Origin of the sequence: Serratia sp. CY33525 (genome assembly GCF_052169115.1) — a bacterium.
Classification (GTDB): domain Bacteria; phylum Pseudomonadota; class Gammaproteobacteria; order Enterobacterales; family Enterobacteriaceae; genus Serratia; species Serratia sarumanii.
Genome location: NZ_JBJNLK010000019.1, coordinates 22,266 through 36,968 on the forward strand (window position 1 = coordinate 22,266; position 14,703 = coordinate 36,968).

A 14,703-nucleotide genomic window follows, 5' to 3' on the forward strand; every position below is an offset into this window, starting at 1 on the left:
GTTAAACCTGTTGGGTACCCACAACCGCAGTAGGTACCCGTGTGACCTGAACAACCACCCTCAGGCTCCCTTAGGCGGGGAGCCTGAGCCGGAATGACGATTACTCGTCTTCCAGTTCGATGTTGATGCCGAGCGAGCGGATTTCTTTCAACAGTACGTTGAAGGATTCCGGCATGCCTGGCTCCATCCGGTGGTCGCCATCCACGATGTTTTTGTACATCTTGGTACGGCCGTTAACGTCATCCGACTTAACGGTGAGCATTTCCTGCAGGGTATAAGCCGCGCCGTATGCTTCCAGTGCCCACACTTCCATCTCACCGAAGCGTTGACCACCGAACTGCGCTTTACCACCCAGAGGTTGCTGAGTCACCAAGCTGTAAGAACCGGTTGAACGGGCGTGCATTTTATCGTCAACCAAGTGGTTCAGTTTCAGCATGTACATATAGCCGACAGTAACCTGGCGCTCGAATTGCTCACCGGTACGGCCATCGAACAGCGTGATCTGACCGGAGGTCGGGATACCGCCCATTTCCAGCAGTTGCTTGATTTCAGTCTCTTTCGCACCGTCAAACACCGGCGTTGCGATCGGCATACCTTTTTTCAGGTTCTCTGCCAGACGCAGCACTTCGTCGTCGCTGAAGGTGTTCAGGTCAACTTTCTGGCAAACGTCGTCGCCCAGATCGTAGGCCTTCTGGATGAACTCACGCAGCTTGGCCACTTCCTGCTGCTGCTTCAGCATTTGGTTGATCTTCTCACCGATGCCTTTCGCAGCCATACCCAGGTGGGTTTCCAGGATCTGACCGATGTTCATACGTGATGGTACGCCCAGCGGGTTCAGTACGATGTCTACCGGCGTGCCGTTTTCATCGTAAGGCATATCTTCGATCGGGTTGATCTTGGAGATAACACCCTTGTTACCGTGGCGGCCCGCCATCTTGTCACCCGGTTGGATCTGACGTTTAACGGCCAGATAAACCTTGACGATTTTCAGCACGCCCGGCGCCAGATCGTCGCCCTGAGTGATCTTACGACGCTTGGCTTCCAGCTTCTTCTCGAAGTCGGATTTCAGTTCGTCGTACTGCTCAGCCAACTGCTCCAGCTGGTTTTGCTTCTCTTCGTCGGTCAGGCCCAGTTCCAGCCAGCGATCGCGCGGCAGCTTGCTCAGCTTGTCGGCTTCGATGCCACCGGCAACCAGCACCGCGTGGATACGCGCAAACAGGCCGGCTTCCAGGATCTGCAGTTCTTCAGTCAGGTCTTTCTTCGCCTGCTTCAGCTGCATCTCTTCGATTTCCAACGCGCGCTTGTCTTTTTCCACGCCATCGCGGGTGAAGACCTGCACGTCGATAACCGTACCGGAAACGCCGTTCGGTACACGCAGAGAAGAGTCTTTAACGTCAGACGCTTTCTCACCGAAGATCGCACGCAGCAGTTTCTCTTCCGGCGTCAGCTGGGTTTCGCCTTTAGGCGTTACCTTACCGACCAGAATGTCACCGCCGGTCACTTCAGCACCGATATACACGATACCGGATTCATCCAGCTTGGAGAGCGCAGCTTCACCCACGTTAGGGATGTCGGCAGTGATCTCTTCAGGCCCCAGCTTGGTGTCGCGAGACACGCACGCCAGTTCCTGGATGTGGATGGTGGTGAAGCGATCTTCCTGCACCACGCGCTCGGAGACCAAGATGGAGTCTTCGAAGTTGTAGCCGTTCCAAGGCATGAACGCTACGCGCATGTTCTGGCCCAGTGCCAGTTCGCCCAGGTCTGTCGATGGGCCATCCGCCAGCACGTCGCCGCGCTCGATTGGCTCACCCAGATTCACACACGGCATCTGGTTGATGCAGGTGTTCTGGTTAGAACGGGTGTACTTGGTCAGGTTGTAAATATCGATACCTGCTTCGCCCGGGTACATCTCGTCTTCGTTAACTTTGATAACGATACGGGAAGCATCCACGTACTGGATCACACCGCCGCGTTTGGCAACGGCGGTTACGCCGGAGTCAACCGCTACGGCGCGTTCCATACCGGTACCAACCAGCGGCTTGTCAGCGCGCAGGGTAGGTACGGCCTGACGTTGCATGTTCGCACCCATCAATGCACGGTTGGCGTCATCGTGTTCCAGGAATGGAATCAGTGAAGCACCAACGGAAACAACCTGCTGGGTGGATACGTCCATGTAGTCAACCTGGTCGCGGCTGAACAGGCTTGATTCGCCTTTGCTGCGGCAGGTGACCAGGTCTTCTACGAAGCGGCCTTCTTCATCCAGGTTGGAGTTCGCCTGGGCGATAACGAAGTTGCCTTCTTCAATAGCAGACAGGTAGTTGATTTCATCGGTCACCACGCCGTCACGCACGCGGCGGTACGGGGTTTCCAGGAAGCCATACTCGTTAGTCTGTGCGTACACGGACAGGGAGTTGATCAGACCGATGTTTGGACCTTCCGGCGTTTCGATTGGGCACACGCGGCCGTAGTGAGTCGGGTGTACGTCTCGAACTTCAAAGCCGGCGCGCTCACGGGTCAGACCGCCCGGGCCCAGTGCGGAGATACGACGCTTGTGCGTGATCTCGGACAGCGGGTTGTTCTGGTCCATGAACTGGGACAGCTGACTGGAGCCGAAGAACTCTTTCACCGCCGCCGAAATCGGCTTGGCGTTGATCATGTCCTGAGGCATCAGGGTATCCAGATCGCCCAGAGACAGACGCTCTTTCACCGCACGCTCAACACGCACCAGACCTACGCGGAACTGGTTCTCGGCCATCTCGCCGACGGAACGGATACGACGGTTGCCCAAGTGGTCGATATCGTCCACTTCGCCCTTGCCGTTACGGATATCGATGAGCTTCTTCATCACTTCGATGATGTCGTCTTTGCTCAGGATGCCCGAACCTTCGATCTCGTCGCGCAGCAGAGAACGGTTGAACTTCATACGGCCAACCGCGGACAGATCGTAGCGGTCTTCGGAGAAGAACAGGTTCTCGAACAGGCTTTCGGCAGCTTCGCGCGTTGGCGGCTCACCAGGGCGCATCATGCGGTAGATTTCTACCAACGAGCTCAGACGATCGGTGGTCGGATCGACGCGCAGCGTTTCAGAGATATACGCGCCGTGATCCAGATCGTTGGTGAACAGCGTTTCGATGCGCTTGTGGCCGGACTGGCTCAGCTTGGCCAGCAGATCCAGCGACAGCTCCATGTTGGCTGCGCAGATCAGTTCGCCGGTATTGGTATCGATATAGTCTTTCGCGACCACTTTGCCCGCGATGTACTCTACCGGTACTTCAATGCTCTGAATGTCGTCTTTTTCCAGCTGACGGATATGACGAGCGGTGATGCGACGGCCTTTCTCTACGTAGATCTTGCCGTTGGCTTCGATGTCGAACGAAGCGGTCTCACCACGCAGGCGCTCTGGCACCAGCTCCATCTGCAGCTTGTTGTCACGGATTTCGAAGACGATCTTGTCAAAGAACAGGTCGAGGATCTGTTCAGTGGTGTAGTTCAGCGCGCGCAGAATGATGGTCGCAGGCAGTTTGCGGCGACGGTCAATACGCACGAACAGGTTGTCCTTCGGATCGAACTCGAAGTCCAACCATGAACCGCGGTAAGGGATGATGCGTGCGTTGTACAGCACTTTACCCGAGGAGTGGGTTTTACCCTTATCGCTGTCGAAGAATACGCCAGGACTACGGTGCAACTGAGATACGATAACCCTCTCAGTACCGTTGATCACAAAGGTGCCGTTTTCGGTCATGAGCGGAATTTCGCCCATGTAGACTTCTTGTTCCTTGATGTCTTTGACCGTACCTTCAGGCGCTTCGCGCTCATAGATAACCAGGCGCAGTTTTACGCGCAGCGGTGCAGAGAACGTCACACCACGGATCTGGCACTCTTTGACGTCGAAGACCGGCTCACCAAGACGGTAGCTAACGTATTGCAGCTCCGAATTGCCACTGTAGCTCTGGATAGGGAAAACAGAACGGAATGCGGCTTCAAGGCCGTACTGCCCTTCTGGATCTTGCTCGATAAACTTCTGGAACGAGTCAAGCTGGATAGAAAGGAGATATGGTATGTCCAGCACTTGTGGACGTTTACCAAAATCCTTACGAATACGTTTTTTCTCGGTATAGGAGTAAACCATAGGGTTCCTCAGCTCGCTGATCAGTGACCCAATCTGTCCGTCCGATTAGGGACAGTTCATGCAGCACCGTTTTGTCGACCGGAAAGCGGGAACACTTTCCGCAATGTCTCTTGCTATCACGCTTAAACCATTTCATCGCGTCTTCCCCCAGAACTCCTGGTAGTGCAAAGACCGCGGTATATTAAGTCGTCAATAGAAACAAACATTGGGAGGCGAAACCAGCAGCCAAACAGTGTGAAACGCTACTGGCGCCCTACAGCGCAAAAAGGCTGGTGACTAAAAAGTCACCAGCCATCAGCCTAAAAGACTAGGCTGCAACCGGAAAGGTTGGCTTATTTAACTTCAACTTCAGCGCCAGCTTCTTCCAGAGATTTTTTCAGAGCTTCTGCGTCATCTTTGCTCACGCCTTCTTTCAGAGCGGCTGGAGCAGATTCAACCAGGTCTTTAGCTTCTTTCAGACCCAGGCCGGTAGCGCCACGTACTGCTTTGATAACAGCAACTTTGTTAGCGCCAGCAGCTTTCAGGATAACGTCGAATTCAGTTTTCTCTTCAGCAGCTTCAGCCGGGCCAGCAGCTACAGCTACAGCAGCAGCAGCAGAAACGCCGAATTTTTCTTCCATAGCGGAAACCAGTTCAACAACGTCCATTACGGACATAGCGGCAACTGCTTCCAGGATTTGGTCTTTAGTGATAGACATAACAATTGTTCCTAAAATTCAGAAATAGTTTAAATACGTTAGCAAAGGCTAAGAAAGAGTGGCTTACGCCGCTTCTTTCTGATCGCGTACTGCAGCCAGAGTGCGAACCAGTTTGCCGGCAGCGGCTTCTTTCATGGTTGCCATCAGGCGTGCGATCGCTTCTTCGTAAGTTGGCAGCGTCGCCAGGCGGTCGATTTGCGCCGCTGGGATCAGCTCACCTTCAAAGGCCGCAGCTTTAACCTCGAATTTTGCATTCGCTTTCGCGAACTCTTTGAACAGACGAGCAGCAGCGCCCGGGTGTTCGTGAGAGAATGCAATCAAGGTTGGACCGACAAACGTGTCTTTCAGGCATTCGAATGGAGTGCCTTCAACTACGCGACGCATCAGGGTGTTGCGAACAACACGCATGTAAACGCCAGCTTCACGACCTGCTTTACGCAGTTCAGTCATTTTATCTACGGTAACGCCGCGGGAATCCGCAACAACCGCAGACAGCGCGCCTTTGGCTACTTCGCTGACTTCAGCAACAATCGCTTGTTTGTCTTGAAGATTTAATGCCATTAGCTTTTTGCTCCTGGATTAGCCGGGGAAAATCCCCCGGAACTCACTTCACTCGGCGCTTTGTAAAACGCCACGCCGAGCGGCTTAACACGGTGAGCAGAATCCAGCAAAGACATTCTTTTATAAAAAAGAAAAATTTTCTTAGGCTCTGTCACCGTCTACGCAGGAAGGATTAAGTATCTTGCGATACACCTGCGGTCTTGGACGGAGGCCTGGATAGGCCAGGCTCCAACCGAAAAATCTTTGTTTTGCCTACGGCATAGCCAATAGCAAAACCTTGGGGCATAAGATTCTAGACAAATCTTGGCCCCAAGTCAAAGCGATAATCGCAAATGCGATTAGTTCGCTGCAGCAGACAGACCGCTCTGATCGATAGCAACGCCAGCACCCATGGTGGTGGAGAGGCTAACTTTCTTGATGTACATGCCTTTCGCCTGAGAAGGTTTTGCTTTTTTCAGCGCAACCAGCAGGGCTTCCAGGTTTTCTTTCAGTTTGTCTGCGTCGAAATCAACCTTACCGATAGTGGTATGGATGATGCCGTTTTTGTCGTTACGGTAGCGAACCTGACCTGCTTTAGCGTTTTTCACTGCTTCAGCAACGTTCGGAGTAACGGTACCCACTTTCGGGTTTGGCATCAGGCCGCGTGGACCCAGGATCTGGCCCAGTTGACCTACAACGCGCATTGCATCCGGGGAAGCAATAACAACGTCGAAGTTCATTTCGCCTTTCTTGATCTGGTCAGCCAGATCGTCCATACCTACCAGCTCTGCGCCAGCAGCTTTTGCTGCTTCAGCGTTAGCGCCTTGGGCAAATACGGCAACGCGAACGGAACGACCGGTGCCGTGTGGCAGAACGGTAGCGCCACGAACGTTTTGGTCAGATTTACGAGCGTCGATGCCGAGGTTAACGGCAACGTCAACGCTTTCTACGAATTTAGCGGTGGCCAGCTCTTTCAGCAGAGCAACAGCTTCAGCGATGTCATACTGTTTAGTAGCATCAACTTTGTCACGGATCACGCGCATGCGCTTGGTCAGCTTAGCCATCTCTTAATCCTCCACTACCAGGCCCATGGAACGAGCGGTACCTTCGATGGAGCGAGTCATCGCTTCAACGTCAGAACCAGTCATGTCCGCAGCTTTGGTTTCTGCGATTTCACGTACCTGAGCACGAGTCACTTTACCTACTTTGTCTTTGTTCGGCTTACCGGAACCAGACTTGATACCAGCCGCTTTTTTCAGCAGAACTGCTGCTGGCGGGGTTTTGGTAACGAAAGTGAAGGAGCGATCAGAATAAACGGTGATAACAACCGGAATCGGCAGACCTTTTTCAACGCTGTCAGTCTTAGCGTTGAATGCCTTACAGAATTCCATGATGTTAACGCCCTGCTGACCCAGAGCTGGACCCACTGGTGGGCTCGGGTTCGCCATACCAGCTGCAACTTGCAGCTTGACGTAGGCTTGTACTTTCTTAGCCATTTAAATTTCCTCGGTTTGGGTAGTATCGCCTCGCAAGAGGCTCCCCGTGTTTCACCCCGCCCAACATGCATCAGGCAAGGCATCTAAAAACAAAAGGCGCGAAATTGTAGTTCAATTTCGCGCCTTTGACAAGCGGCAACGGGCCACTCGTTGCTGATTATTCGATCAGCCTTTCTCAACCTGGCTGAAGTCCAGTTCCACCGGCGTTGCACGGCCAAAGATGGAAACGGAAACTTTCAGGCGGCTCTTCTCGTAATCGACTTCCTCGACCACGCCGTTGAAATCGGCAAACGGGCCGTCGTTGACGCGCACCAGCTCGCCCGGTTCGAACAGCGTTTTCGGACGCGGCTTGTCACCAACCTGCTGCAGGCGGTTCATGATCGCATCAACTTCTTTATCGCTGATCGGCGCAGGACGGTCAGACGTACCGCCGATGAACCCCATGACGCGCGGTACGCTGCGCACCAGGTGCCAGCTGGCGTCATTCATCACCATCTGCACCAGCACGTAGCCAGGGAAGAATTTACGCTCGCTCTTGCGACGTTGGCCGCCACGGATTTCAACCACTTCTTCCGTAGGCACCATCACTTCGCCGAACAACTCTTCCATATCGTGCAGTTTGATGTGTTCACGCAGCGATTGTGCTACGCGACCTTCAAAACCGGAAAACGCCTGAACGACGTACCAACGTTTTTTTGGAGCTTCAGACATTTTAGAACCTCAGGCCAGTAATAAACGACACCAGACGGACCAGAATACCATCCAGCCCCCACAGAATCAGTGACATCACGGCGGTTACCGCGGCAACGATCAACGTGGTGTGTAGCGTTTCCTGACGAGTTGGCCAAATCACTTTACGTACTTCGGTACGCGCTTCGCGGGCAAACGCAACGGTGGCTTTGCCTTTGGTGGTCATCAGAGCCACTGCACCTGCAACGGCGATGATCAGCACAACTGCCAGCGCGCGCAATGGCAGGCTTAAATCACGGTAGTAATAGTTACCGACAATAGCCACAACCAACAGAACGGCGACGATCAGCCACTTTGCCGCTTCCAGGCCGCGTCCGCTCCCTTGAGCCTCGGTATTCGCACTCATAAACCAACCTGTCACAATGATGATTCAGAACAAACAACTTTGCCTCGCATTGCGAGGCAAACCAAACCGATCGGATACCGCTTCAGCGCTATCCCGGTGTTTTACGCCATGACGTATTTCAGTCAATACGGTTTAAGAGCCCATCTCACCAATGATTATGACTGCAAAATCGCTGATGAGATAGGTTCTAGTTCACAGCGTAGAAAAAGGGCATCAAATGATGCCCTTTTACCGCGTGTCGCGTCAAACTTTATCAGCGATTAAGCGATAACTTTAGCAACAACACCTGCGCCAACGGTACGGCCGCCTTCACGGATTGCGAAACGCAGACCGTCGTCCATCGCGATTGGGTGAATCAGGGTTACAACCATGTTCACGTTGTCGCCTGGCATTACCATCTCTACGCCTTCTGGCAGTTCGATGGTACCGGTCACGTCAGTGGTACGGAAGTAGAACTGTGGACGGTAGCCTTTGAAGAATGGCGTGTGACGACCACCTTCATCTTTGCTCAGGATGTACACTTCAGATTCGAACTGGGTGTGTGGCTTGATAGAGCCTGGCTTCGCCAGTACCTGACCACGTTCGATTTCTTCACGCTTGATACCACGCAGCAGAACACCTACGTTCTCACCAGCACGGCCTTCGTCCAGCAGTTTGCGGAACATTTCAACGCCAGTACAGGTAGACTTAACGGTGTCTTTGATACCAACGATTTCAACTTCTTCGCCAACTTTGATGATACCGCGCTCAACACGACCGGTAACAACGGTACCACGACCGGAGATGGAGAATACGTCTTCGATTGGCAGCAGGAACGGCTTGTCGATAGCACGCTCTGGCTCTGGGATGTAGCTGTCCAGCGCTTCAGCCAGTTCGATGATTTTCGCTTCCCACTCAGCTTCGCCTTCCAGCGCTTTCAGCGCGGAACCGCGGATTACTGGCAGGTCGTCGCCTGGGAAGTCGTAAGCGGACAGCAGTTCGCGAACTTCCATTTCTACCAGTTCCAGCAGCTCTTCATCATCAACCATGTCGCATTTGTTCATGAATACGATGATGAAAGGAACGCCAACCTGACGACCCAGCAGGATGTGCTCACGGGTCTGAGGCATTGGGCCATCAGTCGCAGCAACTACCAGGATCGCGCCGTCCATCTGAGCAGCACCGGTGATCATGTTTTTCACGTAGTCGGCGTGCCCTGGGCAGTCAACGTGCGCGTAGTGACGAGTCGGGGTGTCATACTCAACGTGAGAGGTGTTGATGGTGATACCACGAGCTTTTTCTTCTGGCGCGTTATCGATCTGGTCGAAAGCACGTGCAGAACCGCCGTAGGTTTTAGCCAGTACGGTAGTGATCGCTGCAGTCAGGGTAGTTTTACCGTGGTCAACGTGGCCGATAGTACCGACGTTAACGTGCGGTTTTGTACGTTCAAACTTTTCTTTAGACATCGATTGTCCCTCTAAGACACGGATAAATCGGTGGTATCACCACATCAACCAAGCATTTGCTCGTTGAATCCAGAACAGAAAGAAAATCAGGGGGCGAGAAATTAAGAAGTGGTGCTGATAGGCAGATTCGAACTGCCGACCTCACCCTTACCAAGGGTGCGCTCTACCAACTGAGCTATATCAGCACATCTTGGAGCGGGCAGTGGGAATCGAACCCACATCATCAGCTTGGAAGGCTGAGGTAATAGCCATTATACGATGCCCGCATCCTGGAACTCGGCTACCTGATTTTTCTGTAGAATTTTGGGATGGAGCAGGATTGTTCATCACTCGGCTCGCATCCTTCGGGCCGGCTGCGCCTTGCGCTGCACAGCTCGAACCTTGCCGAAGGCTTTCGCCCTCTCCTCCCGCTATCAACCGTTGCGGCATTTATCGCATTTCAGTTAATCGCCGAAGGCAAGATTTGGTGGTGGGGGAAGGATTCGAACCTTCGAAGTCTGTGACGGCAGATTTACAGTCTGCTCCCTTTGGCCGCTCGGGAACCCCACCAGATTTTAACTACTTGTGACTTGAATGGTGCCGGCTACCGGAATCGAACTGGTGACCTACTGATTACAAGTCAGTTGCTCTACCTACTGAGCTAAGCCGGCATCAAGTGCAGCGCATTCTAGGTAGAGCGGGCGACCTATGCAACAAAAAAATTGCTTTACGCGCACTTTCGCTCACAAATCAGTCAATTTTGCATACTGTCATGCAATTCGCAGCCTGCGGCGTGCAAACATTCATCACTCGCGGCAATCATTCTCTACAATTTTATCCACTTTTTGCAAGCCTTGAGCGCCGCTTTCTCCGTGTCGGCCTTCTCAAAACACTTAACCCGCAACGGTAAACTGTGAGCGGGATCGATGCACCAAAAAGGGGATACCTGCCCCGGACCGAGGCGTGAGCTACACTGATCCCTCACCCTTTTGCCGTCGTCATGCCTTTCGCCGCTGTGGCTCAGTTATTGCTTCTCTTCATTACCCCCATATCTGGAGGAATGACTCATGAAAATAGTGCCTATCAACGCCGCTACGCTGCCGATTTACCGGGATGAATTGGCCCGCCTGTTGACCGATGCCGTCACGCACGGCGCTTCTGTCGGTTACGACACCTTAATCCCTCACGAAGACGCCGAGAGCTACTTCCACAGTCTGCGACCGGCCCTGGCTAAAGGTGAACTGCTGCTGTGGATTGCCCGCGACGAGCGCGGCGTCGTTGGCACCGTGCAACTCGAACTCTGTCAGAAGCCGAACGGCCGTAATCGTGCGGAGGTGGTGAAGCTGTTGGTGCATAGCCGCGCTCGTCGCAACGGCGTAGGTCAGGCGCTGATGAAGACGCTGGAGCACTCGGCGCTGCAGCAGCAACGCGGGCTATTGTACCTGGATACGCAGGCCGGTTCGGCAGCAGAAGCGCTTTATCGCAGCCTGGGTTATCGCTGTTTGGGCGAGCTGCCGGATTATGCGGCGGGGCCCGATGGGCATTACCATCCGACCGTTATTTATTACAAACGCCTGTTCACCGTGAACCAACCATCGCGCGCCATCGCCAGTTAACCTTCAGGCGGTATCCGGCCCCGATGATGCCGCCTTGCAACCCCGCTTTATCAACTGCGCGCCGCTTCGCACAATTGACATAAACTGCTGCCTATCGACAACTTTTGCGAAAAAAGTCTACGCCAAAAACGAAGCTGTCTATAATATGCAGCTTGTTTATTCTCTGGAGTTGGCGTCCGGCGCCTTTCCCAACCTGCGTTAACAGGCAGAATTTGGCTTATGATAAAAAGAGATCAATCTTTAGCAACGCCTTACCTACAGTTCGATCGTACCCAATGGGCGGCGTTGCGAGATTCGGTGCCGCTGACGTTGTCGGAAGAAGAGATCGTTAAACTGAAAGGGATTAACGAAGATCTCTCGTTGGAAGAAGTTGCGCAGATTTATCTGCCGTTGTCACGGCTGTTGAACTTCTATATCAGTTCCAACCTGCGCCGACAGGCGGTGCTGGAGCAATTCCTCGGCACCGACGGGCAAAAGATTCCCTATGTCATCGGCATCGCCGGCAGCGTAGCCGTTGGTAAGAGCACGACCGCTCGTCTGTTGCAAGCGTTGCTGAGCCGCTGGCCTGAACATCGCAGCGTGGAGCTGATCACGACCGACGGCTTCTTGCATCCTAATAAGGTGCTGAACGAGCGCGGTCTGATGAAGAAAAAAGGCTTCCCGCAGTCTTACGATATGCATAGCCTGGTGAAATTCGTGTCGGAAGTGAAATCCGGCGCCAAACGCGTCACCGCTCCGGTTTATTCTCATTTGATCTATGACGTTGTGCCCGAAGGTAATAAAGTCATCGAGCAACCGGATATTTTGATCCTGGAAGGGCTTAACGTATTGCAAAGCGGCATGGATTATCCTCACGATCCGCATCGCGTATTCGTTTCCGATTTTGTCGACTTCTCTATATATGTCGATGCCCCGGAGACGCTATTGCAAAGCTGGTATATCAATCGCTTCCTGAAATTCCGTCAAGGCGCATTTTCCAATCCCGATTCTTATTTCCATCACTATTCAAAATTGCCGGAACCGGAAGCGATTAATATCGCCACGCAATTATGGAATGAAATTAACGGATTGAATTTGCAGCAGAATATATTGCCTACACGCGAACGCGCCAGCCTGATCATGACCAAAAGCGCTAACCACGCCGTTGAAAGCGTGCGTTTAAGAAAGTAAGCCTACCGATCGATTCAGGGGACGTTGCCGTCCCCTGCTTTCTCTAACTATTCTGCGCTGCGCAGCGATATCTCTCCACCGATGAAGGGCTTGATCTCCCCGTCTTGTTCCAGCAGCAGCGCGCCCTGCGAATCGATTCCTCGGGCGATACCCACAATCTGCCGCTCGCCGATAAGCAGCTTGACCGGCCTGTCGATAAAGTTATCCAGGGTACGCCAGCGACCGATAAAGGGCGCCAGTCCGTCTATCTCAAACTGTTTCAACGACTGACGCAGTTCATTAAGCAGGGTTGCAGCCAGCTCATTGCGATCGATCTGAATTCCCGCTTCCTGTAGGTTAATCCATCCTTGAGTAATGGCGCTGGCATTGGTATCACGCATCGCCAGGTTGATGCCGGCACCGATGACCAGTTGAGCCGCATCGCCGGTTTTCCCCGTCAGTTCGACCAGGATCCCCGCCAATTTACGATCGTTCAGATAGAGATCGTTAGGCCACTTCACGCGCACATCGGCCGCACCGAGACGCTGCAGAACTTCCGCCATTACCATCCCGATCACCAGGCTAAGCCCCATGGCCGCAGCCGGCCCCTGCTCCAATCGCCAGAACATCGACAGGTATAAATTAGCGCCGAATGGCGAGATCCACTGCCGCCCGCGGCGCCCTCTCCCTGCCTGCTGGTATTCAGCGACACAGGCGTCACCAGAGTGCAATTCGGCAATGCGGTCCAGCAAGTATTGGTTGGTGGAATCGACCACCGGCAACACGCTTACACGCTTGTCTTCCAGCAGGCTGAGGATGCGCTCGGCTTCCAACAGTTGGATGGCGCCAGGCAGGCTGTAGCCTTTGCCGGGCACGGTAAAGACATCCAACCCCCATTCGCGAATGGTCTGAATATGCTTATTGATCGCCGCACGGCTCATGCCCAGTGACTCACCCAGGTGTTCCCCGGAATGAAATTCACCGTCGGCCAGCAGCGCGATCAGTTTTAACGGAACCTTGGTATCTTTCATGACAGCACCGCCACGGCATTCAGCTCACCGGTCGCGCCAATAAAACGCACCTCAGGCTCCAGCCAGACGCCAAATTTATCGGCCACTGTCTTGCGTACGTGGCGCGCCAGCGCCACCACATCCTGGCTGTGGGCGTTGTCGATGTTCACCAGCACCAGCGCCTGCTGACGGTGTACCGCAGCGCCGCCGATACGATATCCTTTCAGTTCGCATTGATCGATAAGCCATCCGGCGGCCAGCTTCACCTGGCCATCCTGCTGTGGATAGTGCGGCATGCCGGGATATTTGGCGATGAGTTCTGCGGCTTTCTCTGCGTTCACCAGCGGATTCTTGAAGAAGCTGCCGGCATTACCGGTTTCACGCGGATCGGGCAGCTTGCTGCGGCGCATGGCGCATACGGATTCAAATACCTGAAGCGGCGTCACCGTAGCGGGATCCAGCTTGGCCAGATCGCCGTAGCTCAATTTGGGTTGCCATTGCTTGTTGAGACGCAGGCCCAGCCCGACAATGACATGCCCGGTTTGGAAACGGTGTTTGAAAATGCTTTCCCGGTAACCGAAACCACACTCGGCAGCCGGAATGCGATCGATAGCACCGGTAGAGAAGTCCAGCAGATCGACATACTCGCAGACGTCTTTCAATTCGACGCCGTAGGCGCCGATGTTCTGGATAGGGGCGGAGCCGGCCAATCCAGGAATCAACGCCAGGTTTTCCAGGCCGCAGATCCCGGCCTGCAGCGTATATTGCACCAGGTCATGCCAGTTTTCACCGGAGCTAACGTGGAGATACCAGGCATCGTTATCTTCCCGAACATCGATACCTTTCAACTGATTGACCATTACCGTGCCAGAAAAATCCTCCAGGAACAGCACGTTGCTACCTTCACCGAGAATCAGCAGCGGCTCCTGACGCTTTCGCGTTTGTTGCCACACTTTGAGCATCAGCTCAATTCTATCGGCGATGATCAGGTGCGCTGCGTTGACCGGGAGCGCAAACGTATTGTGGTTTTTTAAAGACGCGCTTTCAGTAGACATAACGTTCAGTACCCATAAAGAAATAATCTTTCGCCTAGTCTACTCGATTCGAGGCGTCTGGCTAATATTTGTTTTAATTAACGTGAAATTTATCGCCTAATACACCGGAGAATTAAGAATTATCCTTGATATAACCGGATAATTCTCATCAACATCTTCATAAATAGATATTTTTATTATTTAAATAATAATCTGGAGCTATCAATTATATATTTAGCTAGCTTTTTCTCTGACAAAAAACATTATGCTTCCTTATGAAAATAAGCAGCATATGCCAATAGAGGTATTTCTATAAGCAATAAATACAGCCAGGGAATTTATTTTCCCCATAGCAAAAAGCCCTGAACTGATGTTCAGGGCTTTCGGCTTGTTTTGATGCCTGGCAGTGTCCTACTCTCGCATGGGGAGACCCCACACTACCATCGGCGCTACGGCGTTTCACTTCTGAGTTCGGCATGGGGTCAGGTGGGACCACCGCGCTATTGCCGCC

12 protein-coding genes, 4 tRNA genes, 1 rRNA gene and 1 other RNA gene are annotated in these 14,703 nt (G+C 53.2%); 2 read left to right on the plus strand and 16 right to left on the minus strand.

Translation table 11 applies throughout. The features are described 5' to 3' along the window. Positions 1 to 100: 100 nt before the first annotated feature. The 13 genes from rpoB to ACJ8IM_RS24935 form a co-directional block, all read right to left on the minus strand. On the minus strand, positions 101 to 4,129 hold the full coding sequence (rpoB, locus tag ACJ8IM_RS24875) for a DNA-directed RNA polymerase subunit beta (RefSeq protein WP_033636721.1): 4,029 nt from the start codon (positions 4,127 to 4,129) through the stop codon (positions 101 to 103). A 332-nt stretch (positions 4,130 to 4,461) separates the two neighbouring features. Further along, complete coding sequence (gene rplL / locus ACJ8IM_RS24880; RefSeq protein WP_004929903.1) at positions 4,462 to 4,827, minus strand: 50S ribosomal protein L7/L12; 366 nt, start codon at positions 4,825 to 4,827, stop codon at positions 4,462 to 4,464. A 63-nt stretch (positions 4,828 to 4,890) separates the two neighbouring features. Beyond that, complete coding sequence (rplJ, locus tag ACJ8IM_RS24885) at positions 4,891 to 5,388, minus strand: 50S ribosomal protein L10 (RefSeq protein ID WP_004929905.1); 498 nt, start codon at positions 5,386 to 5,388, stop codon at positions 4,891 to 4,893. Positions 5,389 to 5,726: 338 nt separating this feature from the next. Then, positions 5,727 to 6,431: a 50S ribosomal protein L1 gene (gene rplA / locus ACJ8IM_RS24890; protein ID WP_033636720.1), complete on the minus strand. Its 705-nt coding sequence runs from the start codon at positions 6,429 to 6,431 to the stop codon at positions 5,727 to 5,729. Positions 6,432 to 6,434: 3 nt separating this feature from the next. Then, complete coding sequence (gene rplK, locus ACJ8IM_RS24895) at positions 6,435 to 6,863, minus strand: 50S ribosomal protein L11 (protein ID WP_015376316.1); 429 nt, start codon at positions 6,861 to 6,863, stop codon at positions 6,435 to 6,437. A 165-nt stretch (positions 6,864 to 7,028) separates the two neighbouring features. Continuing rightward, positions 7,029 to 7,574, minus strand: coding sequence for a transcription termination/antitermination protein NusG (gene nusG / locus ACJ8IM_RS24900; RefSeq protein WP_004929914.1), 546 nt, complete (start codon positions 7,572 to 7,574; stop codon positions 7,029 to 7,031). Position 7,575: 1 nt separating this feature from the next. Continuing rightward, complete coding sequence (gene secE, locus ACJ8IM_RS24905; RefSeq protein WP_004929916.1) at positions 7,576 to 7,959, minus strand: preprotein translocase subunit SecE; 384 nt, start codon at positions 7,957 to 7,959, stop codon at positions 7,576 to 7,578. 260 nt (positions 7,960 to 8,219) lie between these two features. Next, complete coding sequence (tuf, locus tag ACJ8IM_RS24910) at positions 8,220 to 9,404, minus strand: elongation factor Tu (protein ID WP_015376315.1); 1,185 nt, start codon at positions 9,402 to 9,404, stop codon at positions 8,220 to 8,222. Between the two features lie 109 nt (positions 9,405 to 9,513). Further along, positions 9,514 to 9,589 (minus strand) — tRNA-Thr (locus tag ACJ8IM_RS24915). A 6-nt stretch (positions 9,590 to 9,595) separates the two neighbouring features. After that, positions 9,596 to 9,670: transfer RNA gene (locus ACJ8IM_RS24920), tRNA-Gly, on the minus strand. Between the two features lie 36 nt (positions 9,671 to 9,706). Then, positions 9,707 to 9,822: non-coding RNA, RtT sRNA (locus ACJ8IM_RS24925), on the minus strand. Between the two features lie 46 nt (positions 9,823 to 9,868). Then, positions 9,869 to 9,953: transfer RNA gene (locus ACJ8IM_RS24930), tRNA-Tyr, on the minus strand. A gap of 25 nt (positions 9,954 to 9,978) precedes the next feature. After that, a tRNA-Thr gene (locus ACJ8IM_RS24935) sits at positions 9,979 to 10,054 on the minus strand. 396 nt (positions 10,055 to 10,450) lie between these two features. On the opposite strand from ACJ8IM_RS24935, the gene ACJ8IM_RS24940 reads away from it, so the two are divergent. Both ACJ8IM_RS24940 and coaA read left to right on the plus strand, forming a co-directional pair. Next, positions 10,451 to 10,999 carry a GNAT family N-acetyltransferase gene (locus tag ACJ8IM_RS24940; RefSeq protein ID WP_033636719.1) on the plus strand — a complete coding sequence of 183 codons (549 nt, stop codon included), beginning with the start codon at positions 10,451 to 10,453 and terminating at the stop codon, positions 10,997 to 10,999. Positions 11,000 to 11,218: 219 nt separating this feature from the next. Then, complete coding sequence (coaA, locus tag ACJ8IM_RS24945) at positions 11,219 to 12,169, plus strand: type I pantothenate kinase (RefSeq protein ID WP_033636718.1); 951 nt, start codon at positions 11,219 to 11,221, stop codon at positions 12,167 to 12,169. Between the two features lie 47 nt (positions 12,170 to 12,216). Here coaA and birA read toward each other — a convergent pair whose 3' ends face one another. The 3 genes from birA to rrf form a co-directional block, all read right to left on the minus strand. Next, positions 12,217 to 13,179: a bifunctional biotin--[acetyl-CoA-carboxylase] ligase/biotin operon repressor BirA gene (gene birA / locus ACJ8IM_RS24950; RefSeq protein ID WP_033636716.1), complete on the minus strand. Its 963-nt coding sequence runs from the start codon at positions 13,177 to 13,179 to the stop codon at positions 12,217 to 12,219. Beyond that, the gene (gene murB, locus ACJ8IM_RS24955; protein WP_033655350.1) at positions 13,176 to 14,213 is read right to left on the minus strand and encodes a UDP-N-acetylmuramate dehydrogenase; all 1,038 of its coding nucleotides are present in this window, start codon (positions 14,211 to 14,213) and stop codon (positions 13,176 to 13,178) included. The genes birA and murB overlap by 4 nt, the downstream gene beginning before the upstream one ends. Positions 14,214 to 14,590: 377 nt before the next feature. Beyond that, positions 14,591 to 14,703, minus strand: a 5S ribosomal RNA gene (gene rrf, locus ACJ8IM_RS24960); the annotation flags it as partial.